The following is a 25,407-nucleotide window of genomic DNA, read 5'->3' as shown; positions in this document are numbered from 1 at the left end:
CGCTACGCGGGCCGGCGCGGCGGCGCCGCCGGATGACGATCGGTGCCGTCACGAGAGCTTGGTACGCACGCCGGTGGTGTCCAGGGCTGCGACGCTGCGGGCGGAGAACGTCCGGTCGGCGGGGCGATCGGCGAAGTACCCGGAGACCTGCGCGTCGAGTTCGTCGAGGGTGAAGACCCCGGAGCCGGCGGTGAATCGATTCTCCACCGTCGGGGGAGCCATCAGCGCCACTATGTCGCCGTAGACGACGAAGACCTGACCGTTCACGCGGCTCGCCGCCGGACACGCCAGGTAGGCCACGAAGGTCGCCACCCGCTCGGGGGCCAGGATGTCGACGGCCGATCCGGACGGGTCTTCGTCGAAGACGTGCGCGGTCATCTCCGTGCGCGCCCTCGGCGCGATCGCGTTGGCGGTCACCCCGTACCGGGAAAGTCCGTGCGCGGCTGCCAGGGTGAGAGCGACGATTCCGGACTTGGCGGCGGCGTAGTTCGATTGCCCCGCCCCGCCGAAGAGGAACGCCTCCGAGGTGGTGTTGATCAGCCGCCCGTACACCGGGGCGCCCGACGATTTCGACTCCGTACGCCAGTATCTCGCCGCCGCGGTGGTCAGCGCCGCGTGCCCCTTCAGATGCACGCGGATCACCTCGTCCCACTTCTCCTCGGTCATGTTGACCAGCATCGCGTCGCGGATGATGCCCGCGTTGTTCACCACGACGTCGAGGCTGCCGAACTGTTCGACAGCCGCGTCGACGAGGCGGTCGCCGATCGACCAGGCCCCGACGTCACCTTCGACGGCGATCGCCCTGCCGCCGCGCGCCTCGATCTCGGCGGCGACGGTGTGTGCAGCAGCTCCGATGTCGTTGACGACGACGGCTGCGCCCCGTTCGGCGAGTGCGTGCGCCTCGGCCCGGCCCAGGCCGGACCCGGCTCCCGTCACCACGGCCGTGCGGCCGGTCAGGTCGGTGTCGCTCACAACGTCTCCTCGTTTCGATGGATGCCGGTCCCACGGGCCGGCGCGACGGGTCCGCGCAGGTGCGGACTGTTCCTGCAGCGTGGTCCACCCCGCGGCGACCGATCCTGTCGCTCGGTCAGCAGAATAGAATCAGATTCTTTTTCTGTCGAGGAAGGGATGGGTCCCGCCTCGCCGACCCAGAAGTGGTTCAGCTGCATATTCCATGTATACGACGACGAATAAAAGAACGTGATTCTATTCCGCTGACCGGGACATGGGGCGGGATCGTGCTCGCTCTTCCGACGCTCCCCACGGGTGCTCGACGCCGCTACGGCGACCGATCGGCCCGCCCTCTGTGACCCTGTCGTCGCTGCCGCGGGGCCGCGCTAGTCTGCGCAGGTGAGTTCCGCAGCCGCCGGTGTCCCCATGAGCCCGGACGACATGACCCCCGCACAACTGCGGCGACGCAGCCGGATCACCGAGACCGTCGTCGAGATGCTCGAGGAGACGAGTCCCGACAGCATCCAGATGCGGGACGTGGCCGAGCGTTCCGGGGTGGCGCTCGGCACCCTGTACCGATACTTCCCGGCCAAGCCGCAACTGCTCGCCGCCGCGATGGCGGCCTGGAACGACCGCCTGTCGCAGCGGCTCGCCGCCGAGCGCCGGCGCCGCCCCGACCGCGACGCCCGGGCGGGGGATGTGGTGGAGCGCGTCGTCCGGTTGTACGTGCGGCAGATGAAGGCGTTCCAACGGGGCCCGTACTTCGCCCGCCTGGAGGTCGAGCTGCAGACCTGCAGGGATCCGTTCGTGGTGGAGACACTGGTCGAGCGGTCTGCGGTCAACCGCTCGGCCGTCCTCGAAGCGATGGAGGGAATTCCGGCCGAGCGGGCACGGCTGGCCTCGCTGGCGATCGGCAGCACCATGCTCAATTCGCTGGTCCTGTGGACGACGGATCGCATCAGATTCGCCGAGGCGCTGCGCAACGTCGAGGACGTGTGCCGGCTGGTACTGAGCGATCGTCCCGCCTCGAGCTGAAGGCTGCCCACCGAGGGCGACGGATCACGTTGCGATGCACAGTCTCACGCGTCCGGGCCTGATTGCCTCCGTACCTTCGTCGGGTCTCCGTCACCGCGTGTCTCCGCGGCCGGGGTGCGCCGGTGCTGCATCAGGTGTTCCCCGGCGAAGAGGGCGAAACCCGCAGTGGGGAAGACCGCTCCGAGGACGCACACCGCGAGCCATCCGCCGGTGAGGTAGGCGGCCGTGGACAGCGCGCTGCAGAGGGCGCCGGCCAGGAAGTAGGACGTCATGTACGCGGTGTTGAGGCGGCTGCGGGCGTCGGGCCGCAACGGCTGGATCAGGCTCTGGTTGCTGATGTGCGTTCCCTGGATACCCAGGTCCAGCAGGGCGACGCCCACCGCGAGTGCCGGCACGTGGTGTTCGCCGAAGCGAGGAACACGAAGCTGACCGCGGTGACCGCGACGAACAGCCCCGTCTGCCGGCGGGCGTAGCCGCGGTCGGCGAAGATGCCGGCCGTCCGTGCTGCCAGCGCGCCGGCGACCCCGACGAGGGTGAAGATCCCGATGCGGGCCTCGGACCACCCGTACCCCGGCCCGGCGAGCAGGAAGCCGACGCTGGTCCAGAACACTCCGAACGAGGCGTAGGTCAGGGCACCGTAGGCGATCCGGCTGCGCAGTACCGGTTCGTCGCGGATCAAGTGCACCACCGAGGCGAGCACCGTGCGGTAGCCGGCGGTGGTCGCCGGGGGCAGGACCGGAAGGGTCCGCACCAGCAGCACGGTGCAGAGCATCAGCACCGCGGCCAGCACGAACACCGCTCGCCACCCGGCGATCTCGGCCACCAGGCCCGCCACGACGCGGGAGAGGAGAATGCCGAGCAGCAGGCCGGTCATCACGTTTCCGATCACACGTCCGCGTTCGTCGTCCCGGGCCAGAGATGCGGCGAACGGGACGAGGATCTGGCCGACGACCGATCCGGTGCTGACGAGCACGGCCGTGACTGCGAGGATCTGCCAGCTCGGTGCCCAGGCCATGACCAGCAGGCCGGCGGCGGTGAGCACGAGCATGCGTCGCAGCAGCCGCCGCCGTTCGACCATGTCGCCCAGCGGCACCAGCAGCGCCAGACCGACGGCGTACCCGATCTGGCCCGCGGTGACCACCCATCCGACCTGTGTGGTGGAGGCGTCGAGGCTGTCGGCGACGGCGCCGACGAGCGGCTGGGCGTAGTAGCTGTTGGCCACAACCAGGCCGGAGGCCAGGGCCATCGCGACGACGAGCCGGCGGGGCATGCGCGTGGTCGGGGTGTCGGCGGTCGGGGCGCCGGTGGACGGGGACTGCATGGCACCGATCCTGCGAGCCGCGGCATTGATGTGTCCAACGGGATGAATCGATGAATCCGAGCGATAGAGTCGATGAATGGAACTACGGCAGTTGCGGCACTTCGTGGCCGTCGCCGAGCACGGGCACTTCACCCGGGCCGCCGAGTCGGTGCACCTGTCGCAGTCGGCGCTCAGTGCGTCCGTGCGCGCGCTCGAGCACGAACTCGGAGCGTCGCTGTTCGAGCGCACCACCCGGTCGGTGCTCCCGACCGCGGCGGGCAGGACCCTCTATCCCTACGCGCAGCGGCTGCTACGTGAGGCCGCGGAGGCCCGCGCAGCCGTGGCGAGACTGGAAAGCGGTGCGACCGGCACCCTCGCGGTGGGTACCGTGCAGACATTCCGGGCCGCGGACCTGCCGTCGCTGCTCGCGCAATTGCACCGCGCCCACCCGGGTATCGAAGTGGCCCTGCGAGAGGCGACCACCACCGAACTGTTCGACGCCCTCGTCACGGCAGAACTGGACCTGGCGTTCGTGGCCCTCGACGCGCGTCCGCTGCCGCCCGGGCTCGTCGCGTTGCGCACCTACACCGAGGAACTGGTCGCCGTGGTCGCACCCGGCCACCGGCTGGCCGCCGTCGCGGAGACCGATCCGGCCGGGCTGCAGCCGTACCCGTTCATCGAATTCGAGGCCGGCACCGGACTGCAGACCACCGTGGATGCGCTGTTCGTCCGCGCGGGCGTGCACCGCGACGTGACGTTCCGCGTCGGGGACATGGATCGCCTGCTCGATCTCGTCCGCCACGGTCTCGGCGTCGCGGTCATCCCCGAACCGATCGCGCGACGCAGCGGCCTGCACCGCATCGGGCTGCGGCCCGGGCCGCCGCACCGCACACTGGCGCTGGTGTGCCGCGACCCGGCCCCGTCCTCCACCGCCGCGCGTCTGTTCCTCGACCTGCTCTGACCCGGCGATCCGACCGTCAGCGAGCGTCCCGCTCGGTCCCGCTCAGTGCCCCGGCGTCCGGTACGCGGCGTTGCGATGCACCGCGTCGTCCATCTCCTGAGGGGTGAGCAGCCGGATCGGCACGGAACGCGCGATACCCGACGCACGGGTGCGGAACTCGAGCGTGGCCGCGGCGAGATCGTCGGGCACGTCCCCGATGACGTAGAGGTCGTGCCCGCCGAGCGCGAAGTGCACGGACTCGACGCTGCCACCGACACTCTCGACCATCTCGGTGATGGCGGAACTACGGACGGAACCACCCTCGGAGAGCAGACCCTGCGCGCCCTCGGGGGTGTAGGTGACCTGCCACAGGTACTTCGGCATGTTCTCGACTCCTCGGCTGTCGGGCCATTCCACGGCCGGGCTCGGTGCCCCCTCCATGGTCGACCCGCTCGCGCCCTCGTGGGGCGGTTTCGCCCCGAACCGGCGTAGGTTCGTGACCGAACCGCCCGACCTTTCCGACGAGAGGACTACTGCCGTGCCCAGACCTCCGCTGCCGCAGGCCGTCGCCGAGATGCTCGCTCAGCCGAACTACGCCACCATCAGTACGGTGCGGGCCGACGGACATCCGGTGTCGGTGCCCACCTGGTACCTGTTCGAGAACGGCCGGATCCTGGTGAACATGGACGCCGAGCGCAAGCGGCTCGAGCACCTGCGCCGAGATCCCCGGGTCAGCCTGAGCGCGATGGACCCGGCGGACTGGGTGACGCACGTGAGCCTCCAGGGGCGGGTCGTCGAGTTCGTCGACGACCCCGAGCTGACCGACATCGACCGCGTCGCGCGGCACTACACCGGCACGCCCTACGGGGTGCGCAACCGGCCGCGGGTCAGTGCCTGGATCGAGATCGACCGCTGGCATGCGTGGGGCCGGCTGAAGGATGCGGCCTGACACAGTCCCGCCGCCGGCCCCGGGGCCGGGCTCACACGAGCCCGGCCTCCTTCGCCACCTTCCGGACCTGGAAGGCCACGACGATCAGCAGCACGCCGAAGAGGATGGCGTAGATACCCAACAGCCAGATGAGGCTGATGATCCCGCTGCCGGGGAAGATCAGCAGCACGACACCCAACAGAACCGCGAGGATGCCGGCGAAGAGCGACCACCCCCATCCCGAGTTCGGGACCTTCCGGAAGCTCAGCGCACCGATGATGCCGGTGACGCCGAACAGGATCGCGTAGAACGCGATGATGTACAGCACCACGAGTGCGGTGGCCGCGGGCCAGACGAGGGCGACGATGCCGGCGGCGATGGAGACCAGGCCCATCGCGAGCCACCAGCCCCAGCCGTCGAGGCGGGCCCGGTCGCGAATCGAGTGGTAGACGAGTACGACGCCGTCGACGATGGCGTAGATGCCGAATACCACCACGAGGGCCCAGACGGTGATCCCCGGCCACACCAGGGCGACGACACCGAACAACACGGCGAGGATGCCCCGGATCAGCACCAACCACCACATCTGTTTGAACAGGGGACTGAACTGATCGTTTGCGGTGAACGCTCTCTCGGACACGGCCACTCCTAGGATGCGGTCTCGTAGTTCGGGCACAGCGTAGGCCCGTACGGTTTCCCCCGCCTGCCGAATGACGATCCGATTCCCAGTCGTGACGAGCGTTACCGTGGAGCGATGGCTCAGGTGCGGATCGGGATCTCCGGCTGGCGGTACGCCGAATGGCGCGGTGACTTCTACCCGGCGGGGCTGGTGCAGCGCCGCGAACTCGAGTACGCCGCGGAGCGGTTCGGATCGATCGAGATCAACGGCACCTTCTATGCGCTGCAGCGGCCGTCGAGCTTCCTGCGGTGGCGGGACGAGACACCGGACGGGTTCGTCTTCGCCGTCAAGGGCGGCCGGTACGTCACCCACATGAAGCGCCTCGTCGACGTCGACGACGCCCTCGCCAACTTCTTCGCGTCCGGTGTGCTCGCGCTCGGCCCGAAGCTGGGGCCCGTGCTGTGGCAACTGCCGCCCTCCTTGGCATTCGAGCCGGAGCGGCTCGCCGCGTTCGTCGACCGGTTGCCTGCCTCGACGACCGAGGCCGCGGCGCTCGCCGTGCGCCACACCGAGAAGGTTCCCGACGATCGGGCGTGGACGGAAACCGAGGCGGATCGGCCCCTCCGGTACGCGCTCGAGGTGCGGCACCCGAGTTTCACGGACCCGGACGCGGCGGCACTGCTGGCCCGGCTCGGCGTCGCCCTCGTCGTCGCCGACACGGCCGGGCGGTTTCCGTTCCTGACCGAGGCCACCACCGATTTCGTCTACGTGCGACTGCACGGAGACACCGAGCTGTACGCGAGCGGGTACGCCCCCGACACCTTGGACGAGTGGGCGGCGCGGGTCCGTGGCTGGCGCTCCGAGGGGCGCGACGTGTACGTGTACTTCGACAACGACATCAAGGGCTACGCGCCCTGGGATGCGCTCGAACTGCAGCGCCGCGTCGGCTGACCGTGTCGGTGCGGCATGGCACGCTCGTCGTGACGCGCCGGCGCTCGCCGGGAGCATCGGCGACCCGAGGAGGACACCGTGTGGCCCACGCACTGGCCGCAGCTCGCGCGGGAAATCGCGGAGCACACCAGCGTGGCGCTCGCCGCCGCCCGGACGCGGTCGGTCCCGGCCTGGGAGGACGCGACGACCGAGCTGGTAGCGCTGCCGTACGAGCAGGTCGCCGGCGTGCACGCGACGATGATGCGCGAGCTGCTCGAGGAGCTGCACCCGGACGGCCTGGCCGGCGAGGACGTGCAGGCGGTGTTCGAGCGCAGCGCGCGCACGGGGGCGGCGTGGCTGCCGTCGCTGCACCCGGACACGGTGGTGGCCGTGCTCACCGGCACCCTCGGGGTGTCGGATCCCGACGCACCGAAGGCTCGTCCCGACGAGTACCTGCGGGCCGGCCTGGTCGTGCTGGCCGACCTGCTGGCGGCCCGCCGGGCGGACCCGGGCACGTACCTGCGTCGCGCGCTCGGGGAGATCGAGCGTGCCGAGACGGTCGAGATGCCCTGACGGCCCGCCTCAGTGCCGGGTGTGGTCCTCGACTGCGCGGGTGAGTCGTCGCAGCAGCGCGGTGAGGGTGTCGAGTTCGTCGTCGGTGAAGCCGTCGAGCATGCGGCGCTCACGTTCGACGCGTCGGGGGAACTCGGCGTCGACCACGGCGCGGCCCGCTTCGGTGAGGGAGAGCAGGACGACGCGGCCGTCGCGCTCGAAACGCCGGCGCTCGACCAGCCCGAGCCCCACGAGGCGGTCGGCGTGCTTGGTGGTGGAGGCGCCGCTCAACCCGGTGACCGACGTGACCTCGCTGGCACGCAGAGGCGTGTTGCTGCGCGCCAGCGCGCACAGCACTTCGAACTCGGGACGTGTGACACCGCTCGGCACGAGTTCCCGGTCGAGCTGGGAGAGGGCGAGGGAACTGATCCGGGTGATACGGCCGATGACGTCGATCGGGCGGGTGTCGAAGCCGGGGTGCGTCTCGGCCCAGCCGAGCCGAACGTGGTCCACGAAGTCCTCGGGCTGGGCGGTGTCCGACATGGGTCCATCCTAGCGAGGAGTCTCACACTCAATTCACATTTAATTTATCTCTGAAATATCTACACTGGAGAGGTGCGCCCCTCCCTCCCGATCCCAGACCACAACCGTCTCAGGCACTCGACGACCGCGCTCGCGCATTCGCTGTCGCCTGCCGCGTGGCGCGAGGCGCTCGACTTCCGCAGTGCCGACGCCACCGTGGCGCCTGCGCTGCGCGTGGGATCGGCGGTGCTCGTCGCGCTCGCCGGAGGCGGCCTCCTGCACCTGCCACACCTGGCCGGATTCGCCGCCCTCGGCGCGCTCGCCTCGGCCTTCGGACGCTACGAGCCCTATCCGCGACTGGCCGGAAAGATGGCGATGGTCGGACTCGGTGTGGTCGGCTACGTCGCACTCGGCGCCGGTGTCGGCGCGGCCACGGTGCCGATGGGGATGCAGATTGCGGCGCTCTCGGTAGCGGCCGGGTTCGCCTTCTGGGTTCTGGGGGCCTTCCGGCTGTCCGGGCCGGGACCGGTCATCCTGGTCTTCGCGGCCGCCGGCGCAGCCGGATTCGCGCGCACCGCCACGGACGTACGGGACGCGGTCGTTGCCGCGTCTGTGGGAGTGGTTGTGGGATGGGTGATCTCGATGGTCCCCGCCCTGTATCACCCGCACGGGCCCGCGCGAATCGCCGTCGCCCGCGCCCTGGCGGCGGTCTCGGCAATCGAGCGCGACGGCCACTGCGCGGTGCCGGGCGCCCGCGCCGCGATCGCCCGGGCTCACGACGTCGTCGCGCTCGGCTCCCGTCGGGCGGACGCGCACACCCACGAACTCCTCGCGCTGCTCGCCGCCGCCGGCACGGTCGTCGACGAGGCCGAGTCCGACGCCGTGCCCGATCGGGTGGCCGAATTCGCCCGATTCGAGGTCGAACTTCGGAAAGTCCGGCGCGACATCGCCATTCCCCGTGTCGACGGGACCGGAACACCCGTCCTCGCACGGCCCGTCGGATTCGTGCGTGAGGGCGTCCCACGGTTGCGGGACCGCGCGATCCTCGTCGGCGCCGCCCGGGTGCTCCTCGCCTCGCTCCTGGCGGGCTGGTTCGCCGCCGCGGCGGGTCTGCACCACCCGCTGTGGGCGACGATGGGGGCGATGGCCGCGTTGCAGGGCGTCAACTACCGGCAGACGGTGCAGCGGGCGATCCAGCGTCTGCTCGGCAACGTCGCGGGCGCCGTGCTGGCGGCGGCGTTGATCGCGCTGTCCCTGGATTACTGGCCGTACGCGCTGGCGATCGTGGTGCTGCAGGTCGTCGCCGAGCTGTACGTGATGAAGAACTATGCCGCGACGTCCGTTGCGGTGACCGCGATGGCACTGCTGCTCACCGGGCTCGGCGAGAACCTGGGCCCGGAGATCGCGATGAGCCGGATCGCCGACACGCTCGTCGGGGTCGTGGTCGGTGTGCTCGTCGCGGCGGTGACCATCGACCGCGCCGACCGGCACCACCTGCGACCCGCGCGGTAACGCACCTTGCGCGGCGGTCCGGGACCGGCGCCCGAGCTGCGACGTATCGACGGTCACGATCGCACTCGGTCTAGCATCGGCGCATGCGCGTGCGCCGGATCGTCGACCTGAGCCGAACCGTCTCCGGCGACACCCAGGTCTATCCCGGAGACCCCGTCCCGGTGCTGAGCCCGCACGCGACACTCGAGCGCGACGGCTACAACCTGCTGCGGATCGAGATGGGGTCGCAGACCGGAACCCACGTCGACGCGCCGCTGCACATGCGCGCCGGGGCCGCACCGATCGACGAGGTTCCCCTCGGCCGCTTCGTCGGCCGGGGAGTCGTCCTGGACGTGCGGGGCCTGCCGCCGCGTACCGCCGTGACGCCGCGGCACCTCGCCGGCGGGCCGGAACCGGGGCCCGGCGACATCGTCCTCGTGCATACCGGCTGGGCCGAGCACTACGGCACCGACACGTATTTCGAGCATCCCTACCTGTCGGAGGATGCGTGCCGGTGGGTGCTCGAACGCGGCGTGCACACCATCGCTCTCGATGCCCCGAGCATCGACTCCGCTCTGGGAGAAGACTTTTCCGCGCATCGGCTCGTCGCCGAGGCCGGCGGCATCGTGTGCGAGAACCTGTGCAACCTCGAACTCGTCGACTTTCCCGATCCGCTGATCAGTCTTCTCCCGCTGCGGCTGCAGGGCGCGGACGGTGCGCCGGTGCGGGCCGTGGCGCTCGAACTCGAACCGTGATCAGGGCACCTGCGCCGCGACGATCCGTGCGGTGCCGTATGCCGCGGTGCCGAGCGTGACGACCGCGAACGCCACGATCCACACGGCCGTCGGTACGCGGGTGAGCCATCGCAGCTGATCTGCGTCGGAACCCTGCCCGCGGCCGCGCCGATGGGTGCGTGCCAGTTCGAGCACCGGCCGGGTGGCACCGAACAGCAGTACCCAGGTCGTCAGGTACGCGACGGTGTAGCGCACCAGTTCGTCGCCGTAGTACGCGGCGATGCCGATCACCGCGCCGACCGCGAGAACCGAGACGAATCCGAAGAAGTTGCGGATCAACAGGATCAGCAGGGCGAGGGCCGCGAGCACCGACCACAGCACCGCCGCGGGCCGTCCGGTGGTGAGGAGGGTCGCGGCGACGAACCCGAGCGCGGCCGGGCCGGTGTACCCCGCGAACGCGGTCGCGATCATGCCCGGCCCGCGCGGATTGCCGGAGGACACGGTCACACCCGAGGTGTCGCTGTGCAGGCGGATGCCTGCCAGCCGCCGGCCGACGAGCCGGGCGACGAGCGCATGCGAGCCTTCGTGGGCCTGGGTGATCACGTGCCGGGTCACCAGCCACAGCGGGCGCACCGACACCAGCGCCAGCGCGACGGCCGCGGTGAGGACGACGAGCACGGCCGGCGCGGGTTCGCTCACCGAGCTGACGGCATGCCAGCCGGCGCGGACGGCGGAGGTGAAGGACTCGAGCGGTGTGGACGGGTCGGCCTCGGGGTCCACGGACGGCACCTTTCTGTCGGAGTCCGCCATCGTACGGTCCGGCAATTCGCTCCACGGGGGCCGGGAATGTGCCACTCTCTAGGTTAATCATTCATATCAATAGGGAGGCCGCGTGTCGGTCGGGATTCTGGAAAGGCGCCGGGTGGCCCGGCCGTCGTGGATCGCACTGTCGGTGTTCCTCGTGTTCGCCGCGAGCAACGCCCCGGCTCCGCTGTACGTGGTGTGGCAGCGAGAGATGGGGTTTCCGCCCAGCACGGTCAGCCTCATCTTCGTGAGCTACATCGTCGGATCGGTGGTGGCGCTGGTGTTCGGCGGCCGGGCGTCGGACCGGTTCGGGCGACGGGCCGTGCTGCTGCCGGCGCTCGGTCTCGCGATCGTGGCCTGCCTCGTGTTCGCGACGGCCCGCACGCCGCTCTGGCTCGAGACGGGCCGGTTCTTCATCGGCCTCGCCTCCGGGGCGTTCGGCGCGGCGGGATCGGCGGCGATCGCCGACGCGTTCGGCCCCGGCCGCGGAGGCCGCGCCGCGCTGTACGCCAGTGCGGCACCCGTCGCCGGGTCGGCCGTGGGACCGCTGCTCTCCGGGGTGCTGGCCGACGTGGCACCGGCACCCACCCGCCTGGTCTTCCTCGTATTGATCGTTCCGCTGGCGGCAGCAGTGATACCGCTGACCGCCGTCGGCGGTCGCCCGGCCGGGGTGGGCGGGCGCTGGGTGCAGCTGCCGAGTATCCCGCGGGAGATGGCGGGCACCGTCGTGCTGGCCATGGCCGTGGCCGGCAGCCCCTTCGCGCTGGCAGGGCTGTTCATCTCCCTCGGTCCGGCGCTGATCGCCGACCTGCTCGGCAACGACAGTCGCACCCTGGCCGGGGCGGTGTCGTTCGTCGTCTTCGGTGCCGGTGCCTCGGCCCAGTTCCTCGTCCGGCGGATGAGCATCTACCGGGTCGCGGTGGTGGGACTCTCGGTGTCCGCGCTGGCTGCGGTGCTGATCGCCGTCGCGGTCGGCGCCGCCTCGGTGCCCGTGATCGTCGTGGCGGCGATCGCGGCGGGTCTGGGCCAGAGCCTGGCGCAGCTCGCCGGACTCACCCTCGCGCGCGGGTACGCCCCGGCGGGACGGACCGCCGAGGTGGTGTCGATGGTGTGGCTCGCCGGATACGCCACCGTCGGGTCGGGAATCCTTGGTCTGGGGTTCCTGGCGGACGGAATCGGCTTGCGTCCCGCGACTTACGCCTTCTGTGGGTTCTTCCTGGCGTGCGTGTGCGGAGCGGGGGTCGCGGTGATGCGTCGCCGGCCGGTCGTCGAGGCACTCGAGGCCGACACCCATTGACACCGATCAATCAATGAATATGATTATGACTTAAATCACGCAGTCATCGAATCGGAGGAGTGCGCCGTGACCTACACCGTCACCGAGCCCTGTGTCGACGTCCTCGACAAGGCCTGCATCGAAGAGTGCCCGGTGGACTGCATCTACGAGGGCGGCCGGATGATGTACATCAACCCGGAGGAATGCGTCGACTGCGGCGCGTGCGAACCGGTCTGCCCCGTCGAGGCCATCTTCTTCGAGGACGACGTCCCCGAGGACCGCGCCGACTACACGCAGATCAATGCCGACTTCTTCGTCGAGATCGGCTCTCCGGGCGGCGCTTCCAAGATCGGAAAGACCGATTACGATCCCCCGCTGGTGAAGAGTCTGCCCGTACGGGCATGATCGCGGTCCGGGCGGATCGTCCCGGCCGGGGTTCGGTGCTCCTCGGTGCCGCAGTGGCGGCGGCCTTCACCTTCGCCGTCGTCGGATCCAACATTCCGGGTCCGATCCTCCCGTTGTACGAGGACCATCTGGGCCTGTCCCCGTTCGTGCTGGCCGCCCTGTTCGTGACGTACTTCGTCGCCCTGGTGTCGATGTTCCTGCTCGTGAGCCGGACCTCGCTCGGGCGGTTCGCGTGGGCCGTGCTGCCCGGAGCGCTCGTCGTCGGGCTGCTCGGCGACGTCGCCCTGTGGTCCGGAGCGGACACCGCCTGGCTGCTCTTCGTCGGCCGCGCGCTGACCGGAACGTGCGTCGGGCTCGCCACGGGATCCGCCGCGACGCTGGCCGTCGCGGCGCGTGGTGACGCGGGCCGCACCCTCGCGGCGACCGGCGCGATCGCCGGCTCGTTCCTCGGTCTGATCGCCGCGGCCACCGTCGCCCAGCTGCTTCCGGAACCCACCGTGCTCATCTACCGGCTGCATGCCGTCTCGCTCGTGCTCTCGGGACTGCTGCTCGCCGCCGCCCTGTGGCGCAGCAGGCGCCGGCTCTCCGCGCTCCGGCACGACGAACCCACCCGGCCCCCCGGGCCTCTCCCACCCCGGGCGGACCCCGGGTCGTCCCGGAACGCGCTACCCGCCTACGGATTGGGCGCGGCCGGCTGGACCGTCGGCGGTATCGCCGTCGGCGTGCTGCCGTCGGCGTTGCGGGACGGGATCGGCTCCGAGCTACTGGTGATCGGTGTCCTCGCCGCCATCATCCTGCTCGTCACTGCCTGGCTGGGGCCCTACGTCGCCCGTGCCGTGGGCCGCGCCCCGGGGCCCGGCCTGTGCCTGCTCCTGCTCGCCGGCGGCGGTGTGCTCGTCGCTGCCGGGCTCCTCACGCACACGTTGTGGCCGGTGCTGGCCGGCAGCTTCCTGTGGGGCATCGGACAGGGATTCGCCTATGCGCAGGGCCTGATCCTGCTCACCGCCGGGATGACGCCGGTGGAGCAGGGCAGGAGCACGTCGCTGTATGCATGCTCGTCGTACGGCTTCGCGGCGGTGATGATCCTGGTGGCCGGCGCCCTGTCGTCCGCGTGGGGCTACTCCTACGGATCCGCCGGTGCGGTAACGATCTTCGTCCTGTTCTGCGTGACCGTCGCGGCAGCAGGGCGGGGGCGGTGGGCACCGGCCGTCGCCGTGCCTCCCGTGGCCGTCCCCACCCGCCGATAATTCCTGCGCATGTTCGGATCGAACTCTGGACTTTTCCCGCACGTGGCTCTACTGTGACGGGCATCACGACTAATGATGCATATCATTCGACCGGAAGGTGCACACATGTCTCGAGTCGACCGGAAAGTCCGGCGCCGCCTGCTCGGCGCTGCGAGCGCGTTCGGCGTCCTCTTCGCGGCCGCCTGCAGTTCCGGGGGGAACAGCACCGTCGCCGACGGTGATCTACCGGCCGAGATCAAGGTCGTCTCCGTGACCGACCAGACCGGCACCACGGCCTACGTCGGGAACAGTCAGCTCAAGGGCATCGAACTCGCCATCGAGGAGATCAACGACCAGAACTACCTGGGGGATTCGAAGATCGTTCTGCAGAAGCGCGATTCGGCGAGCGACACGCAGACCGCCGTCAGCCAGGCCACGGAGGCGCTGACCGACAAGAGCGTCAGCGCCCTGCTCGGCCCGGTCCTCAGCGCCCACGCCGTCGCGATCGCCCCGCTCGTGGAACGCGCCGGGCTGCCGACGATCTTCACCCAGTCCGGCAGCGAGGGTGTCGTCATCGGCGACTACACCTACCGCGCGACGGCGCCGATGGAGACCTACTTCGTCAAGGCACTCGAGCGCCTGCAGCAGCAGGGCGCCGAGACCGTCAGCGTGCTCTACAACGCGGGCAACGTCACGCTCGCCGGACTCGGCGAGAAGACCATCCCCGAGGGCCAGGACAAGTACGGCTACCGGATCCTGTCGAGCACCTCCGTCCAGGCCACGACCCAGGACTTCGGTACCACCGCAACGAAGATCGCCGGTGAGAACCCCGACGCCGTGATCGTCCTGCTCGTCGGTGCCGGCAACTCCACCGCCATGTCGCAGCTGCGCCAGGCGGGCTACACCGGCCCCGTCGTCGGCAACCCGGCCGCCGGCGCGGGCAACCTCGCCCCGGCGGGTGCCGCGGGAGCGGGAATGTACTGGGCCACCGACTTCAGCTTCCACCAGAAGAACGAGACGTCCCAGCAGTTCGTCGAGGCGTACCGCGCCAAGTACAACGGGGAGAACCCGCTGAACTACGCGGCCGAGGGCTACGACGCGACCTGGATGCTCGCCCACGCGGCCAAGAACTCGGGCGGTGCGTCCCGCGACGACCTGCAGCGCGGTCTCGAGCAGGTCGTGGCCGAGGGCTTCGACGGCGCGCTCGGGCCGGTGCGCTTCGAAGGCAACGACATGCGCGTCGACGGCGTGCTCGTCGAATGGAACGGCACGGAAGAAGTGCTGCTCGACGGCCAGGAATCGACGGAATAGTGCGGACCTCACCGCACCCGTGCACCAAGGAGTTCGACGAATGACCGGAACATCGCACAGTCACCGGGGCAACCCGGCCGGAGGAAGGCAGGGGTCATGTCACAGCTGGTGATCGACGCACTCGTGCTCGGCTCCATCTACCTGCTCTTCTGCCTGGGAATGAGCATCTCCTGGGGAACGATCGACATCCTCAACTTCGCCCACGGCGGGATCTTCATGTTCTCCGCGTTCGTGGCCTCCCAGATCGTCTCCAACGTCGGGCTCGGGCTCGTCACCGTCTGCCTGATCTCCGTCGTGGTGGGCGCGGCGCTCTCGGCGGCCATCGACGTCTTCGCGTTCCAGCCCATCCTGCGCCGGGCCAAGAACCAGCGGACGGCCGAACTGCAGATCCTCATCGGCGGTATCGGTATCGGCACCATCCCGGTGGCGATCGTGCAGTTCCGCACGCTGAGCGAGCCGTTCGGTTTCGTCGGCAGCTCCTACGAGACGTCGGTCTACACGATCGGGGGGTTGCGACTGACGAGCACGGGGCTGATCGTGCTCGGTTGCGCCCTGATCCTCACGCTGGCGATCTCCTTCTGGCTCAAGAACACCAGCCACGGTCTCGCCCTGCGGGCCATCGGCGTGGACTCGGAGACCGCCGAACTGATGGGCGTCAAGCGGCGCCAGCTGTCGCTGCTGACCATGGCGGTGTCGGGCGGTCTCGCCGGTCTCGCCGGTGCCCTGCTCACCTACAACCTCGGCGCCATCACGGCCGAGAGCGGTGAAACCCTGCTCATCAAGGCATTCGCCATCATCATCCTCGGTGGTGTGGGCAGTACCGGCGGCGCCGCACTCGGTGCCATGGTGCTCGCGTTCTCCGAGGTCCTGGTGCTCCGCTACACCGGGGGCGGTTGGGTCGACGCCGTCGGCTTCGGCCTCATCCTCGCTGTTCTGCTGCTGCGGCCGCAGGGCATCTTCGGAAGGAAGGAGGTGCGACGGGTATGAGCGACTTCTACTTCTCCAACATCGTCCTCATCCAGAGCACGTTCACGGTCCTGCTGCTCGCCCTGAGCATCCAGATCCAGTTCCGGATGGGAGTGTTCTCCTTCGCCGGCGCCGCGTTCTACGGCATGGGTTCCTACGGCACCGCGATCTTCGTGCTGCACTACGGATTCGACGCGATCTCCGCGACCGCCGCCATCGTCGCGATCTGTGCGGTCACCGGATACCTGCTCTCGCTGATCCTGCAACGTCTCACCGGCCTGTACCTGGCGATGGCCACCGTCGCGTTCGTCATGATCGTCACCGTCGTCGCCCACAACGGCGGTGAACTCACCGGTGGCTCGGTCGGCCTGTTCGGTGTGCTCACCACCCCGGAGATCTCCGTCCCGCACCTGGCCGTCGTCTGCGCGGTCGTCGTCGCAGCGATGATCTTCAGCGAGCGCGGCAGCATGGGCCGGCGCATCGAGGCGGTCCGCGAAGACCCGGAACTCGCCTCGGCCATGGGTGTCAACGTCGCCCGCTACCGCCGGATGTCCTTCGTGATCAGTGGTGTGCTCGGCGCGCTCGGTGGCGCCCTGAACATCCTGATGATGACGGCCATCGCCCCGGAGAACATCGGCTTCCCGTTGATCGTGCTCGCCCTGACGATCATCATCGTCGGTGGCTCCCGGTCCTGGCTCGGCGTGCTCATCGGTGCCCTCATCTTCACCTGGCTGCCGGTGATGCTGGAGCAGGTGGGCACCTACCAGAGCATTGTCTACGGCATCATCGTCGCCATCGCCGCGATCTTCATGCCCGGCGGCATCACCGGCGTCGTCACCGACCTGTACCGTCGCCGCACTGCCCGCCGCGACAGCGCGGCGCTCGAGGACGAGGCGGAAGCGGAACGTCGCGCCGACGCCGCCGACGACGAGGCCGCCGCCGAACTCGGTGCCGAACTCGCGGGCACCGGCGCCCACTCCGCCCCGACAGGAGAATCGCGATGACCACCGAAGCCGTTCCCCACGAAGGTGTTCCCGGCCGGCGGATTCCGGATCAGGTGCTGCGTGTCGAGGACCTCGCGGTCCACTTCGGTGGCATCAAGGCGGTCGACGGCATCACCCTCGGTCTCGAGCGCGGTCTGATCTCCGGAATCCTCGGACCCAACGGCTCGGGTAAGAGCACACTGCTCGGCGCCGTCACCCGGCTCACGCCCCTGACCCGCGGATCGATGTACTTCGAGGACCGGGACTTCTCCGGTGTCCGGCCCGAGCAGGTGGCCCGGCTCGGCATCGGACGCACCTTCCAGACCGTCCGCCTCCTCGACGATCTCACCGTGCACGAGAACGTCCAGCTCGGGCACGACCTGATCGCAGGACCGCGACGGTGGTGGCGGCGGGTCGACAGCACCGAGCGCGACGCCGCCGAGGCGGCCGTGCACACCGCGCTCGACCGCACCGGGCTCGACGGCAAGGAGAAGCTGCGCCCGGGTCAGCTCTCGTACGGTCTGCAGCGCCGGGTCGAGATCGCCCGCGCGATCGTGATGTCGCCGAAGCTGCTGCTGCTCGACGAACCCACCGCCGGCATGAATCGCTTCGAACGTGAGGAGATCGGCCGGCTGATGTCCGACCTGCGTGCGGAAGGACTCACCCAGCTGATCGTCGAACACGACGTGCAGATGATGGTGGACGTCTGCGATCACCTGTTCGCCATGAACTCCGGACAGCTCATCGCCTCCGGTGCCCCCGCCGACGTGGTGCGCGATCCGGCGGTGCGCGAGGCCTATCTCGGAAAGCAGGACAACGATGATCGAGATTCGTGATCTGCACGTCGATTACGGCAAGGTCAGTGCGGTACGCGGGGTGTCCGTCACCGCGCGGCCGGGCCGGGTGACGCTCGTCCTCGGTGCCAACGGCGCCGGCAAGACCACCACCCTGCGCACCGTCGCAGGCCTGACCACGCCCACCTCCGGCGACGTCCTCGTCGACGGTGAGTCGATCAAGGGCTGGGCCGCCCACCGGATCCTCAAGCGCGGCATCTCGCTGGTGCCCGAGGGCCGCAAGGTGTTCGGCTCGCTCACCGTGCACGAGAACCTCAAGATCGGTGGCCTGGTGGCGTCGAAGAAGGCCCGCGAGGAATCGATGCGGACCGTGTTCGAGATGTTCCCCATCCTGGAGGAGCGGCAGTCCGGGCCCGCCGGTCTGCTCAGCGGCGGCGAGCAGCAGATGCTCGCCTTCGGCCGCAGCCTCATGTCGCAGCCCGAGTACATCCTCATGGACGAGCCGTCCATGGGGCTGGCCCCCGCCGTGGTCGACCGGGTCATGGCCAGCGTGCGCACCATCGCCGACCGGGGCATCGGCGTTCTCATGGTCGAGCAGAACGCCGAGGCCGGCATGCGGATCGCGGACGACGTCGTCGTTGTCAATCGCGGTGAATCGGTGTACTCCGGGCCGGTCGACGAGGCACGCAACCACTCGTCGGTGGTGCTGGCCTTCCTCGGTGAAGCCGCGCTGACCGGAACCGACAACTGAACCGAGAACGGAAGAGAATGAAGAACAAACGTATTGCCGTCGCTGCGTTCGCCGGTGTCGCCGGCCTCGCCCTGACCACCGCGTGCGGGTCGGGCGGCGGCGGGACCGTCGGGTCCGGCGAGATGCCCGCCGAGATCAAGATCGTCTCGGTGACCGACAAGACCGGTCTGACCGCCTTCGGTGGCCTGCCCCAGTTCCGGGGCATCGAACTCGCCGTCGAACAGGTCAACAGCAGTGGATTCCTCGGCGACTCCACCCTCGTGCTCGAGAGCCGGGACGCCGCCAGCGACACGCAGACCGCCGTGAGCCAGGCGACCGAGGCGACGGCGGACCGGTCGGTCAGCGCGCTGCTCGGTGGCATCTCCAGCGCTCAGGCCATCGCGATCTCCCCGATCGTGGACCGGGCGAAGCTGCCGACCGTCTACACCCAATCCGCCAGCGACGGTGTGCTCGGCGGCGATTACACCTTCCGCGCGACGCCGCCGCAGACCACACACATCGGCACTTCCCTGGCCCACCTCGAGGACCTCGGCGTCGAGCGGGTCAGCGTGCTGTTCAACGCCGCCAACCCGGCTCTGGCGGAGATGGCGGAGAAGAACCTGCCCGAGGGGCAGTCCGAGCACGGCTACGAGATCGTCTCGACCACGTCCGTGCAGAACACCACCCAGGACTTCGCGTCCTCGGCGACGAAGATCGCCGGGGAACGGCCCGACGCGGTGGCGATGTTGCTCACCGGCGCCCAGAACGCCACGGCCATGCGGCAGTTGCGTCAGGCCGGCTACACGGGACCGGTGCTGGGCCAGACCGGGGCCGGCGCGAAGAACCTCGTCCCGGCGGGCGCCGACGGAGCCGGCATGTTCTGGACCGCCAACTTCACCCTCGACCAGCCGGCACCGTCGTCCCAGGAGTTCGTCGCGGCGTACCGGGCGAAGTACAACGAGGACCCGCTGAACTACGCGGCCGAGGGGTACGACGCTGCCTGGCTGCTGGCACGGGCGATCAAGGCGTCCGGCGGCGCGTCCCGCGAGGACATCCAGCGCGGCCTCGAGCAGGTCACCGCGGAAGGGTTCGACGGCGCGCAGGGCGAGATCACGTTCGAGGGCCACGACATGCGTACCCCGGGTGTGCTCGTCGAATGGGACGGCAGCCGTGAGGTGGTCGTGTCGAAGCCGTCGGCCTGACTCTTGCTGTGGCCGAATGTCACATCGCGTCGATCAGATCGACGCGATGTGACATTCGGTCCAACTGCGGAGGGCACGAACACGAACGGGGCCCGGGGAGAAATCCCCGGGCCCCGCGTCGTTCGGTCAGCGTCCCTGCCAGACCGGTTCGCGCTTCTCCTTGAACGCCAGCGCGCCTTCCTTCGCGTCGGCGGAGGAACGCACCGGCTCGTAGATCTCGCGCATGCGCTCGAACTCCTCGTCGTTGGACCAGTCCCGGGCCTGCGCGATGATCTGCTTGGTGGCGCGCACCGCGAGCGGGCCGTTCTTCGCGATCGCCTTCGCCAGCGCGACGGCCTCGGTCAGCGCCTGCCCCTCCGGGACGAGCCGGTTGAGCAGCTTCGCCTCGTACGCGGTGTGCGCCGTGAAGTACTCGCCGGTGAGGCTCCATTCGACGGCGAGCTGATGGGGAACCTTGCGCGGCAACCGCAGCAGACCGCCACCCCCGGCGAGCAGGCCGCGCTTGACCTCCGGCAGGCCGAAGACGGCGGTCTCCGACGCGACGACGAGGTCGCACGCGAGTACGATCTCGAAACCGCCTGCGACGGCGTGCCCTTCGACCGCCGCGATGATCGGCTTGTCGGAGGACTTCTCGGTGATGCCCGCGAAGCCGCGACCCTCGACGGAGGGGCGTTCGCCGGCGAGGAAGGCCTTCAGGTCCATGCCGGTGCAGAAGGTCTTCCCGGCACCGGTGACGACGCCGGCGACGAGGTCGTCGCGGGCGTCGAGTTCCTCGAGGGCGGCAGCGATCGCGACGGCGGTCTCGGTGTCGATCGCATTGCGCACCTCGGGCCGGTTTATCGTGATGATCTGCACGCCGTCGGACTGTTCGACGTGTACGGGGGTGTCCATGTCTGTCTCCTATCGGGGCTGCATGCGGATCGCGCCGTCGATGCGGATCGTCTCGCCGTTGATCATCGCGTTGTCCACGATCGACAGGGCGAGCTTCGCGTACTCGTCGGGCTGCCCGAGACGGGCGGGGTGCGGGGTCTGGGCGGCGAGACCGTCACGGATCTCCTGCGAGAACCGGGACAGGATCGGCGTGTCGAAGGTGCCGGGGGCGATGCTGTTGACCCGCACCAGCTTCCGGGCGAGGTCACGGGCGGCGACGAGGGTCATGCCGACGACTCCGGCCTTGGCGGAGGCGTAGGGGATCTGGCCGATCTGGCCCTCCCACGCCGCGACCGACGCGGTGAGGACGACGACGCCGCGTTCGCCGTCGACGGGTTCGTTGTTCACCATCCGGGCGGCCGACAGGCGCAGCACGTTGAACGAGCCGATCAGGTTGATCCGGATCAGGTTCTCGTACATGTCGAGCGACCCGGGGGTGCCGTCCTTCTCGACGACGCGGACGGTGCCGCCGCGGCCGGCGCAGTGCACGACGGCGCGCAGGGGAGCACGCTCCTCGGCCGCGTCGAGCGCGCGGTTCACCGCGTCGGGATCGGTGACGTCGGCCGGGGCGAACACGGCGAGTTCACCGAGTTCCTTGGCGACGACCTCCCCGTCCGAGGTGGGCAGGTCGAGGATCACCGTCGGCACGCCGAGGCCGACGAAGCGCTTGACGGTGGCCAGGCCGAGGCCGGAGGCCCCGCCGGTGACGACCGCCGATCCGTTGGTCATGTCCATGACTTCTCCTGTCTTCGAGAGGAATTCAGAGCCGTTCCACGATCGTTGCGTTGGCCATGCCGCCGGCCTCGCACATGGTCTGCAGGCCGTAGCGGCCGCCGGTGCGTTCGAGGTGGCCGATCAGCGTGGTCGCCAGCCGGGCCCCGGACGCGCCCAGCGGATGTCCGAGGGCGACGGCGCCGCCCACCGGGTTCAGGACGTCGTCGGACGCGCCGATCTCGCGCTGCCAGGCGAGGGGGACGGACGCGAACGCCTCGTTGACCTCGAAGGCGGCGATGTCTGCGACCGACAGTCCGGCCCGGGCGAGGACCTTCTCGGTGGCGGGAATGGGGCCGGTGAGCATGAGGGTGGGATCGTCACCCACGACCGCGGAGGCCACGATCGCGGCCCGCGGGCGCAGACCGAGGGCGGCGGCTTTCGCCTCGGACATGATCAGCAGGGCGGACGCGCCGTCGGAGATCTGCGAGGAGTTGCCCGCGGTGACCTTCCAATCCAGGTCGGGGAAGCGCTCACGCCAGGTGTCGGTGCCGAAGGCCGCGGGCAGTCCGGCGAGCCGCTCGGCGGTGGTACCCTCGCGGATGGTCTCGTCGGCGGTGACCACTCCGGTGGGCGTCGTGACAGGGACGATCTCACCGTCGAACCATCCGGCGGCGCGCGCATGTGCGGCGCGCTCGTGCGAGCGGGCCGAGTACTCGTCCAGTTCGGCGCGGCTCAGGGCCCACTTCTGCGCGACGAGTTCCGCGGCGATGCCCTGCGGGACGAGATCGGGGAAGCGTTCGCGGACGGCGGGCCCGTGCGGGTCCTTGCCCATGGCCGCCGATCCCATCGGGACCCGGCTCATCGATTCGACGCCGCCGGCGACGACGATGTCGTACGCGCCGGCGACGATGCCCTGGACCGCGAAGTCGATCGCCTGCTGGCCGGAGCCGCACTTGCGTTCGACGGTCACCGACGGCACGTGGGTGGGGAATCCGGCCGCGAGCAGGGCCTGCCGGCCCGGTGTGGCGGACTGTTCGCCGGACTGGTTGACGCAGCCGATGACGACGTCGTCGATCAGGCCGGGGTCGAGGTCGTTGCGGGCGACCAGCCCGGCCAGGACCTGGCCGAGCAGATCGCTGGGGTGCACGCCGGCCAGCGCGCCCTGCGCTCTGCCCCGGCCGACGGGGGACCGGACGGCATCGACGATGACGGCGCGGGTCATGGGCTCTCCTCCACTCGCGGGACTAATTCATGATGATGGTTACTATAGACCACGGCCAGGCGCTCGATATGGCGTGCATCACACCGCGGCTCACCGGTAGGTGGACCAGGTGGGCAGGCTTTCGGGGAAGTCGGCGCGCTGGGGGTGGGTGCCGGGCCACTGGATGCGTTCGGTCGTGCACAATCCTGCATTCATCTTCTCGAACGGCACGGCGTACATGAACCGCAGGCTCCGTCGCCGGAACAGCCATCGGTCACGGTCGCGGACGTACTCGTCGGAGTACCGGTAGGCGGCCATCACGAGAGTGCCGTCGAGGGCGAGTTCAGCTCTGCCCGTGAGCAATCCGCGAGCAGTGTCGCCCTCGACGCAGATCTGGTCGCTGAGCGGGGAGTGCAGGGTCAGGCTGTACCTGTCCATGGCGGCGACGTAGAACTCGCGGATCTCCTCGTGCCCGTGGGCGACGGAGCCGGCCCGTTCGAACTCGCCGTCCTCGGTGAACAGCGACAACAGCGTCTCGATGTCGTGATCGTCCACCGCGATGGCGTAGGCGGCGACGAGGTCCTGGATGCGGGCCCGGTCCTCGAGGCGGGTGAGGCGGTGAGCCAGCGCCTCGAGAGTGCCGGGACGCGGATCGACGGTCGTCATGTGACCTCCCTGAATAATGATAACGATTGTGATGTATTACACATCATGACGTACCGGCAGGGAAGGGGGCGACGCCCCGCGACGTGAGAGAACTGTGCGACAACCCGTTGCCTCTTAATCATTATCATGGTTAGTATGTGAGTCATCGAACTGAGTGACCTTGACCACATCTGGCGGGCGCTTTAGGTTAATGATGAACACAGAAAGGTGGGGACATGGCGAAAGCGCACGTCGACGACGAGCTCCGGGACATCCGTGCGGCCGCGGCGACCGTAGCCCGGGAGCGCTACGCACCGAAGGCTGCGCAGTGGGATCTCGAACGCACCGCCTTCCCGCACGACGAGCGCCGCTTCCTCGGTGAGCTGGGGTACCTCGGCATCTCGTTGCCGGAGGAATACGGAGGATCCGGCGCTCCGCTGTCCCACGCCCTGGCGGTGATCGAGGAGTTCGCCAAGGTCTGCCGGCCGGCGGCCTTCCAGATCTTCGAATCCAACACCGGACCGGCTCAGGCCATCGCCCGACTGGGCACGGAACACCAGAAGAAGACGTTCCTGCCGCAGATCGTCGCGGGGGAGAAGACCATGGCGGTCGCCATCTCCGAGCCCGACGCCGGCTCCGCCGCCACCGACATGACGACCAAGGCCGTGCGCACCGACGAGGGTGTCGTGGTCAACGGCATGAAGCGGTGGATCTCCAACGGCAGCGAGGCCGACGTCTACCTCACCTACTGCCGCATGGGCGACGCCCCCGGCGCCAAGGGCATCGGAGCGGTCCTCGTCGAGGCCGACCGGCCCGGCATCAGTTTCGGCGCGCGCGAGAAGCTCATGGGCTTCCGGGGGATCCCCTCGGCCGACATCTTCTACGACGACGTGGTCGTCCCGGAGGAGAACATCGTCGCGGAGGCCGGTGGGTTCCGGAAGCTGTTCGGCGCGTTCACCATCGAGCGCCTGGGCAACACGACCATGAGCCTGGCCATCGGGCAGGAGGCGCTCGACCGGACCATCACCTACGTGCAGGAGCGCTACCAGTTCGGCAAGCCGCTCGTGGAGTTCCAGTCCGTCCAGATGACGCTGGCCGACATGGTCCTGCAGGTCGAGGCCGCTCGCCTGCTCCGCGACCGCGCGGTCGCCAACATCACCGACGGCCTGCCCGATCCGCTCGAGGTCTCCCTCGCCAAGTGCACCGCCAACGAAATGGCCAAGCGCGTCACCGACATGGCCATCCAGCTGCACGGCGGCAACGGGTACACCGAGGAGTTCGGAATCGAGCGGCTGCACCGCGATTCGCACGGATGGGCACTGGCCGGCGGCACACCGACCATGCAGCGCACCCGGATCGTCTCCGAACTGCTGGGCCGCACGTTCGATCAGCGCGCCTGACATTGCACATCAACGAAGAACTTATCGAGAACGAGGTGAACGAAATGCTGGGTCGTTACGAGGGACGTATCGCCGCGATCATCGGTGGCGGTTCGGGCATGGGCCGCGCGATCAGCCATCGCATCGCCCAGGAGGGCGGTCACGTGTACGTCGCCGACCTGTCCGAGGACGGGGCGGTCACCGTCGCCGAGGAGATCCGGGCCGAGGGCGGTCAGGCCACTCCGATGCGGGTGGACGCGACGAACAACGCCGATCTCCGCTCGCTGTTCGGCAAGATCGACGCCGACCACGGAGTCCTGCACGCACTGCACGCCCAGGTCGGCATGCCCGGCCCGGGCGGCCTCGACGTCGACGACGCGCAGTGGGAGAAGAACATCGCGGTCAACGTCAAGAGCGCGTACTACTCCACGACGCTCGGGTTCGAGCTGCTGAAGAAGGCCGAGGGCAAGGGGTCGGTGACGCTCACGTCGTCGACGTCGGCACTCATCGGTTCGCCCTTCAGCCCGATCTACTCGATGACGAAGGGTTCGCTCGTCCCGTTCGGCCGCTCCCTCGCCCTGCTCGGCGCGAAGGACGGCATCCGGGTCAACGTCATCTGCCCCGGGCAGGTCGTCACCCCGATGCTCTCGCAGTTCTTCGGCCGCGAGCCCGGCGCCGACGTCTCGGCTCTGACCAAGGACTTCGTCGCCACCATCCCGCTGGGCCGGGGCGCGCAGCCGGAGGAGATCGCCTCGGTGATCGCCTTCCTCAACAGTGACGATGCCAGCTACATCACCGGCGTGACCATTCCGGTCGACGGCGGACTCACCGCTCAGTAA

General features: G+C 69.4%; 29 protein-coding genes. 18 read left to right on the top strand and 11 right to left on the bottom strand.

Translation table 11 applies throughout. From position 1 onward, the window contains the following. Positions 1 to 48 precede the first annotated feature (48 nt). Positions 49 to 972 (bottom strand): SDR family NAD(P)-dependent oxidoreductase, encoded by a 924-nt coding sequence (locus QYS60_RS05780; protein WP_371382641.1) that lies wholly within the window; start codon positions 970 to 972, stop codon positions 49 to 51. Positions 973 to 1,392: 420 nt separating this feature from the next. Between QYS60_RS05780 and QYS60_RS05775 the strand changes: the two genes are divergently transcribed. After that, the gene (locus QYS60_RS05775) at positions 1,393 to 1,986 is read left to right on the top strand and encodes a TetR family transcriptional regulator (protein WP_371382684.1); all 594 of its coding nucleotides are present in this window, start codon (positions 1,393 to 1,395) and stop codon (positions 1,984 to 1,986) included. Positions 1,987 to 2,030: 44 nt separating this feature from the next. Here QYS60_RS05775 and QYS60_RS05770 read toward each other — a convergent pair whose 3' ends face one another. Further along, entirely contained in the window at positions 2,031 to 2,381 is a 351-nt protein-coding gene (locus QYS60_RS05770; RefSeq protein WP_371382640.1) for a hypothetical protein, read from the bottom strand. Then, positions 2,306 to 3,307: an MFS transporter gene (locus QYS60_RS05765; protein ID WP_371382639.1), complete on the bottom strand. Its 1,002-nt coding sequence runs from the start codon at positions 3,305 to 3,307 to the stop codon at positions 2,306 to 2,308. The genes QYS60_RS05770 and QYS60_RS05765 overlap by 76 nt, the downstream gene beginning before the upstream one ends. Before the next feature lie 76 nt (positions 3,308 to 3,383). Between QYS60_RS05765 and QYS60_RS05760 the strand changes: the two genes are divergently transcribed. Beyond that, positions 3,384 to 4,247, top strand: a complete 864-nt coding sequence (locus tag QYS60_RS05760) for a LysR family transcriptional regulator (protein WP_003938749.1) — start codon at positions 3,384 to 3,386, stop codon at positions 4,245 to 4,247. A gap of 42 nt (positions 4,248 to 4,289) precedes the next feature. Here QYS60_RS05760 and QYS60_RS05755 read toward each other — a convergent pair whose 3' ends face one another. After that, on the bottom strand, positions 4,290 to 4,610 hold the full coding sequence (locus QYS60_RS05755; RefSeq protein ID WP_003938748.1) for a GYD domain-containing protein: 321 nt from the start codon (positions 4,608 to 4,610) through the stop codon (positions 4,290 to 4,292). 154 nt (positions 4,611 to 4,764) lie between these two features. On the opposite strand from QYS60_RS05755, the gene QYS60_RS05750 reads away from it, so the two are divergent. Next, entirely contained in the window at positions 4,765 to 5,175 is a 411-nt protein-coding gene (locus QYS60_RS05750; protein WP_003938747.1) for a TIGR03618 family F420-dependent PPOX class oxidoreductase, read from the top strand. Positions 5,176 to 5,206: 31 nt separating this feature from the next. Here the strand turns inward: QYS60_RS05750 and QYS60_RS05745 are convergent, their stop codons facing one another. Further along, positions 5,207 to 5,800 (bottom strand): HdeD family acid-resistance protein, encoded by a 594-nt coding sequence (locus QYS60_RS05745; protein ID WP_059174542.1) that lies wholly within the window; start codon positions 5,798 to 5,800, stop codon positions 5,207 to 5,209. A 108-nt stretch (positions 5,801 to 5,908) separates the two neighbouring features. On the opposite strand from QYS60_RS05745, the gene QYS60_RS05740 reads away from it, so the two are divergent. Together QYS60_RS05740 and QYS60_RS05735 are read left to right on the top strand one after the other, a co-directional pair. After that, entirely contained in the window at positions 5,909 to 6,724 is an 816-nt protein-coding gene (locus QYS60_RS05740) for a DUF72 domain-containing protein (protein WP_371382638.1), read from the top strand. 78 nt (positions 6,725 to 6,802) lie between these two features. Beyond that, positions 6,803 to 7,276: a hypothetical protein gene (locus QYS60_RS05735; protein ID WP_371382637.1), complete on the top strand. Its 474-nt coding sequence runs from the start codon at positions 6,803 to 6,805 to the stop codon at positions 7,274 to 7,276. Positions 7,277 to 7,285: 9 nt separating this feature from the next. Here the strand turns inward: QYS60_RS05735 and QYS60_RS05730 are convergent, their stop codons facing one another. Further along, on the bottom strand, positions 7,286 to 7,798 hold the full coding sequence (locus QYS60_RS05730; protein ID WP_003938489.1) for a MarR family winged helix-turn-helix transcriptional regulator: 513 nt from the start codon (positions 7,796 to 7,798) through the stop codon (positions 7,286 to 7,288). A gap of 72 nt (positions 7,799 to 7,870) precedes the next feature. Between QYS60_RS05730 and QYS60_RS05725 the strand changes: the two genes are divergently transcribed. Then, the gene (locus tag QYS60_RS05725; RefSeq protein WP_371382636.1) at positions 7,871 to 9,289 is read left to right on the top strand and encodes an FUSC family protein; all 1,419 of its coding nucleotides are present in this window, start codon (positions 7,871 to 7,873) and stop codon (positions 9,287 to 9,289) included. An 83-nt stretch (positions 9,290 to 9,372) separates the two neighbouring features. Next, positions 9,373 to 10,023 carry a cyclase family protein gene (locus QYS60_RS05720; protein WP_371382635.1) on the top strand — a complete coding sequence of 217 codons (651 nt, stop codon included), beginning with the start codon at positions 9,373 to 9,375 and terminating at the stop codon, positions 10,021 to 10,023. On the opposite strand, the gene QYS60_RS05715 is transcribed toward QYS60_RS05720, so the two are convergent. Continuing rightward, positions 10,024 to 10,782, bottom strand: a complete 759-nt coding sequence (locus QYS60_RS05715; RefSeq protein ID WP_040783722.1) for a M50 family metallopeptidase — start codon at positions 10,780 to 10,782, stop codon at positions 10,024 to 10,026. Positions 10,783 to 10,894: 112 nt separating this feature from the next. Between QYS60_RS05715 and QYS60_RS05710 the strand changes: the two genes are divergently transcribed. The 9 genes from QYS60_RS05710 (at position 10,895) to QYS60_RS05670 (ending at position 19,699) form a co-directional block, all read left to right on the top strand. After that, entirely contained in the window at positions 10,895 to 12,103 is a 1,209-nt protein-coding gene (locus QYS60_RS05710; protein WP_371382634.1) for an MFS transporter, read from the top strand. A 66-nt stretch (positions 12,104 to 12,169) separates the two neighbouring features. Next, positions 12,170 to 12,487 (top strand): ferredoxin, encoded by a 318-nt coding sequence (gene fdxA / locus QYS60_RS05705; RefSeq protein ID WP_289382593.1) that lies wholly within the window; start codon positions 12,170 to 12,172, stop codon positions 12,485 to 12,487. After that, positions 12,484 to 13,734: a quinolone resistance protein norA gene (locus QYS60_RS05700; RefSeq protein WP_371382633.1), complete on the top strand. Its 1,251-nt coding sequence runs from the start codon at positions 12,484 to 12,486 to the stop codon at positions 13,732 to 13,734. The genes fdxA and QYS60_RS05700 overlap by 4 nt, the downstream gene beginning before the upstream one ends. A gap of 105 nt (positions 13,735 to 13,839) precedes the next feature. Next, positions 13,840 to 15,024 (top strand): ABC transporter substrate-binding protein, encoded by a 1,185-nt coding sequence (locus QYS60_RS05695; RefSeq protein WP_003938482.1) that lies wholly within the window; start codon positions 13,840 to 13,842, stop codon positions 15,022 to 15,024. Positions 15,025 to 15,120: 96 nt separating this feature from the next. Then, positions 15,121 to 16,011 (top strand): branched-chain amino acid ABC transporter permease, encoded by an 891-nt coding sequence (locus tag QYS60_RS05690; protein WP_003938481.1) that lies wholly within the window; start codon positions 15,121 to 15,123, stop codon positions 16,009 to 16,011. Beyond that, positions 16,008 to 16,994, top strand: a complete 987-nt coding sequence (locus QYS60_RS05685) for a branched-chain amino acid ABC transporter permease (protein WP_003938480.1) — start codon at positions 16,008 to 16,010, stop codon at positions 16,992 to 16,994. The genes QYS60_RS05690 and QYS60_RS05685 overlap by 4 nt, the downstream gene beginning before the upstream one ends. Then, positions 16,991 to 17,809 carry an ABC transporter ATP-binding protein gene (locus QYS60_RS05680; RefSeq protein WP_371382632.1) on the top strand — a complete coding sequence of 273 codons (819 nt, stop codon included), beginning with the start codon at positions 16,991 to 16,993 and terminating at the stop codon, positions 17,807 to 17,809. Before QYS60_RS05685 ends, QYS60_RS05680 begins: the two co-directional genes overlap by 4 nt. After that, complete coding sequence (locus QYS60_RS05675) at positions 17,793 to 18,518, top strand: ABC transporter ATP-binding protein (protein ID WP_371382631.1); 726 nt, start codon at positions 17,793 to 17,795, stop codon at positions 18,516 to 18,518. Before QYS60_RS05680 ends, QYS60_RS05675 begins: the two co-directional genes overlap by 17 nt. A 17-nt stretch (positions 18,519 to 18,535) precedes the next feature. Continuing rightward, the gene (locus QYS60_RS05670) at positions 18,536 to 19,699 is read left to right on the top strand and encodes an ABC transporter substrate-binding protein (RefSeq protein ID WP_371382630.1); all 1,164 of its coding nucleotides are present in this window, start codon (positions 18,536 to 18,538) and stop codon (positions 19,697 to 19,699) included. Positions 19,700 to 19,825: 126 nt separating this feature from the next. Here QYS60_RS05670 and QYS60_RS05665 read toward each other — a convergent pair whose 3' ends face one another. From QYS60_RS05665 to QYS60_RS05650, 4 genes are all read right to left on the bottom strand, one after another. Beyond that, positions 19,826 to 20,590: a crotonase/enoyl-CoA hydratase family protein gene (locus QYS60_RS05665; RefSeq protein WP_003938476.1), complete on the bottom strand. Its 765-nt coding sequence runs from the start codon at positions 20,588 to 20,590 to the stop codon at positions 19,826 to 19,828. A 9-nt stretch (positions 20,591 to 20,599) separates the two neighbouring features. Next, the gene (locus tag QYS60_RS05660) at positions 20,600 to 21,364 is read right to left on the bottom strand and encodes an SDR family NAD(P)-dependent oxidoreductase (RefSeq protein WP_003938475.1); all 765 of its coding nucleotides are present in this window, start codon (positions 21,362 to 21,364) and stop codon (positions 20,600 to 20,602) included. Positions 21,365 to 21,389: 25 nt separating this feature from the next. Beyond that, entirely contained in the window at positions 21,390 to 22,565 is a 1,176-nt protein-coding gene (locus tag QYS60_RS05655; RefSeq protein ID WP_289379522.1) for a thiolase family protein, read from the bottom strand. A 90-nt stretch (positions 22,566 to 22,655) separates the two neighbouring features. Then, positions 22,656 to 23,210, bottom strand: coding sequence for a nuclear transport factor 2 family protein (locus QYS60_RS05650; protein WP_289379523.1), 555 nt, complete (start codon positions 23,208 to 23,210; stop codon positions 22,656 to 22,658). A 215-nt stretch (positions 23,211 to 23,425) separates the two neighbouring features. Here QYS60_RS05650 and QYS60_RS05645 point away from each other — a divergent pair, with 215 nt between their 5' ends. Both QYS60_RS05645 and QYS60_RS05640 read left to right on the top strand, forming a co-directional pair. Beyond that, positions 23,426 to 24,589 carry an acyl-CoA dehydrogenase family protein gene (locus tag QYS60_RS05645; protein ID WP_003938472.1) on the top strand — a complete coding sequence of 388 codons (1,164 nt, stop codon included), beginning with the start codon at positions 23,426 to 23,428 and terminating at the stop codon, positions 24,587 to 24,589. Between the two features lie 44 nt (positions 24,590 to 24,633). Further along, entirely contained in the window at positions 24,634 to 25,407 is a 774-nt protein-coding gene (locus QYS60_RS05640; protein WP_235157548.1) for an SDR family NAD(P)-dependent oxidoreductase, read from the top strand.

It is taken from the genome of Rhodococcus sp. GXMU-t2271, assembly GCF_041414735.1.
GTDB classification, from domain to species: Bacteria; Actinomycetota; Actinomycetes; order Mycobacteriales; family Mycobacteriaceae; genus Rhodococcus; species Rhodococcus indonesiensis.
Note: the sequence above shows the minus strand (reverse complement) of the source record. Positions and strands in the feature narration are given on the sequence as shown.

What these genes read in the sequence shown, in the direction of transcription:
- QYS60_RS05775 (WP_371382684.1), top strand. Translation starts at nt 1,393, where the DNA reads ATGACCCCCGCACAACTGCGGCGACGCAGCCGGATCACCGAGACCGTC.
- QYS60_RS05765 (WP_371382639.1), bottom strand. Translation starts at nt 3,307, where the DNA reads ATGCAGTCCCCGTCCACCGGCGCCCCGACCGCCGACACCCCGACCACG.
- QYS60_RS05760 (WP_003938749.1), top strand. Translation starts at nt 3,384, where the DNA reads ATGGAACTACGGCAGTTGCGGCACTTCGTGGCCGTCGCCGAGCACGGG.
- QYS60_RS05755 (WP_003938748.1), bottom strand. Translation starts at nt 4,610, where the DNA reads ATGCCGAAGTACCTGTGGCAGGTCACCTACACCCCCGAGGGCGCGCAG.
- QYS60_RS05740 (WP_371382638.1), top strand. Translation starts at nt 5,909, where the DNA reads ATGGCTCAGGTGCGGATCGGGATCTCCGGCTGGCGGTACGCCGAATGG.
- QYS60_RS05730 (WP_003938489.1), bottom strand. Translation starts at nt 7,798, where the DNA reads ATGTCGGACACCGCCCAGCCCGAGGACTTCGTGGACCACGTTCGGCTC.
- QYS60_RS05720 (WP_371382635.1), top strand. Translation starts at nt 9,373, where the DNA reads ATGCGCGTGCGCCGGATCGTCGACCTGAGCCGAACCGTCTCCGGCGAC.
- QYS60_RS05700 (WP_371382633.1), top strand. Translation starts at nt 12,484, where the DNA reads ATGATCGCGGTCCGGGCGGATCGTCCCGGCCGGGGTTCGGTGCTCCTC.
- QYS60_RS05695 (WP_003938482.1), top strand. Translation starts at nt 13,840, where the DNA reads ATGTCTCGAGTCGACCGGAAAGTCCGGCGCCGCCTGCTCGGCGCTGCG.
- QYS60_RS05690 (WP_003938481.1), top strand. Translation starts at nt 15,121, where the DNA reads ATGTCACAGCTGGTGATCGACGCACTCGTGCTCGGCTCCATCTACCTG.
- QYS60_RS05685 (WP_003938480.1), top strand. Translation starts at nt 16,008, where the DNA reads ATGAGCGACTTCTACTTCTCCAACATCGTCCTCATCCAGAGCACGTTC.
- QYS60_RS05680 (WP_371382632.1), top strand. Translation starts at nt 16,991, where the DNA reads ATGACCACCGAAGCCGTTCCCCACGAAGGTGTTCCCGGCCGGCGGATT.
- QYS60_RS05675 (WP_371382631.1), top strand. Translation starts at nt 17,793, where the DNA reads ATGATCGAGATTCGTGATCTGCACGTCGATTACGGCAAGGTCAGTGCG.
- QYS60_RS05670 (WP_371382630.1), top strand. Translation starts at nt 18,536, where the DNA reads ATGAAGAACAAACGTATTGCCGTCGCTGCGTTCGCCGGTGTCGCCGGC.
- QYS60_RS05665 (WP_003938476.1), bottom strand. Translation starts at nt 20,590, where the DNA reads ATGGACACCCCCGTACACGTCGAACAGTCCGACGGCGTGCAGATCATC.
- QYS60_RS05660 (WP_003938475.1), bottom strand. Translation starts at nt 21,364, where the DNA reads ATGGACATGACCAACGGATCGGCGGTCGTCACCGGCGGGGCCTCCGGC.
- QYS60_RS05655 (WP_289379522.1), bottom strand. Translation starts at nt 22,565, where the DNA reads ATGACCCGCGCCGTCATCGTCGATGCCGTCCGGTCCCCCGTCGGCCGG.
- QYS60_RS05650 (WP_289379523.1), bottom strand. Translation starts at nt 23,210, where the DNA reads ATGACGACCGTCGATCCGCGTCCCGGCACTCTCGAGGCGCTGGCTCAC.
- QYS60_RS05645 (WP_003938472.1), top strand. Translation starts at nt 23,426, where the DNA reads ATGGCGAAAGCGCACGTCGACGACGAGCTCCGGGACATCCGTGCGGCC.
- QYS60_RS05640 (WP_235157548.1), top strand. Translation starts at nt 24,634, where the DNA reads ATGCTGGGTCGTTACGAGGGACGTATCGCCGCGATCATCGGTGGCGGT.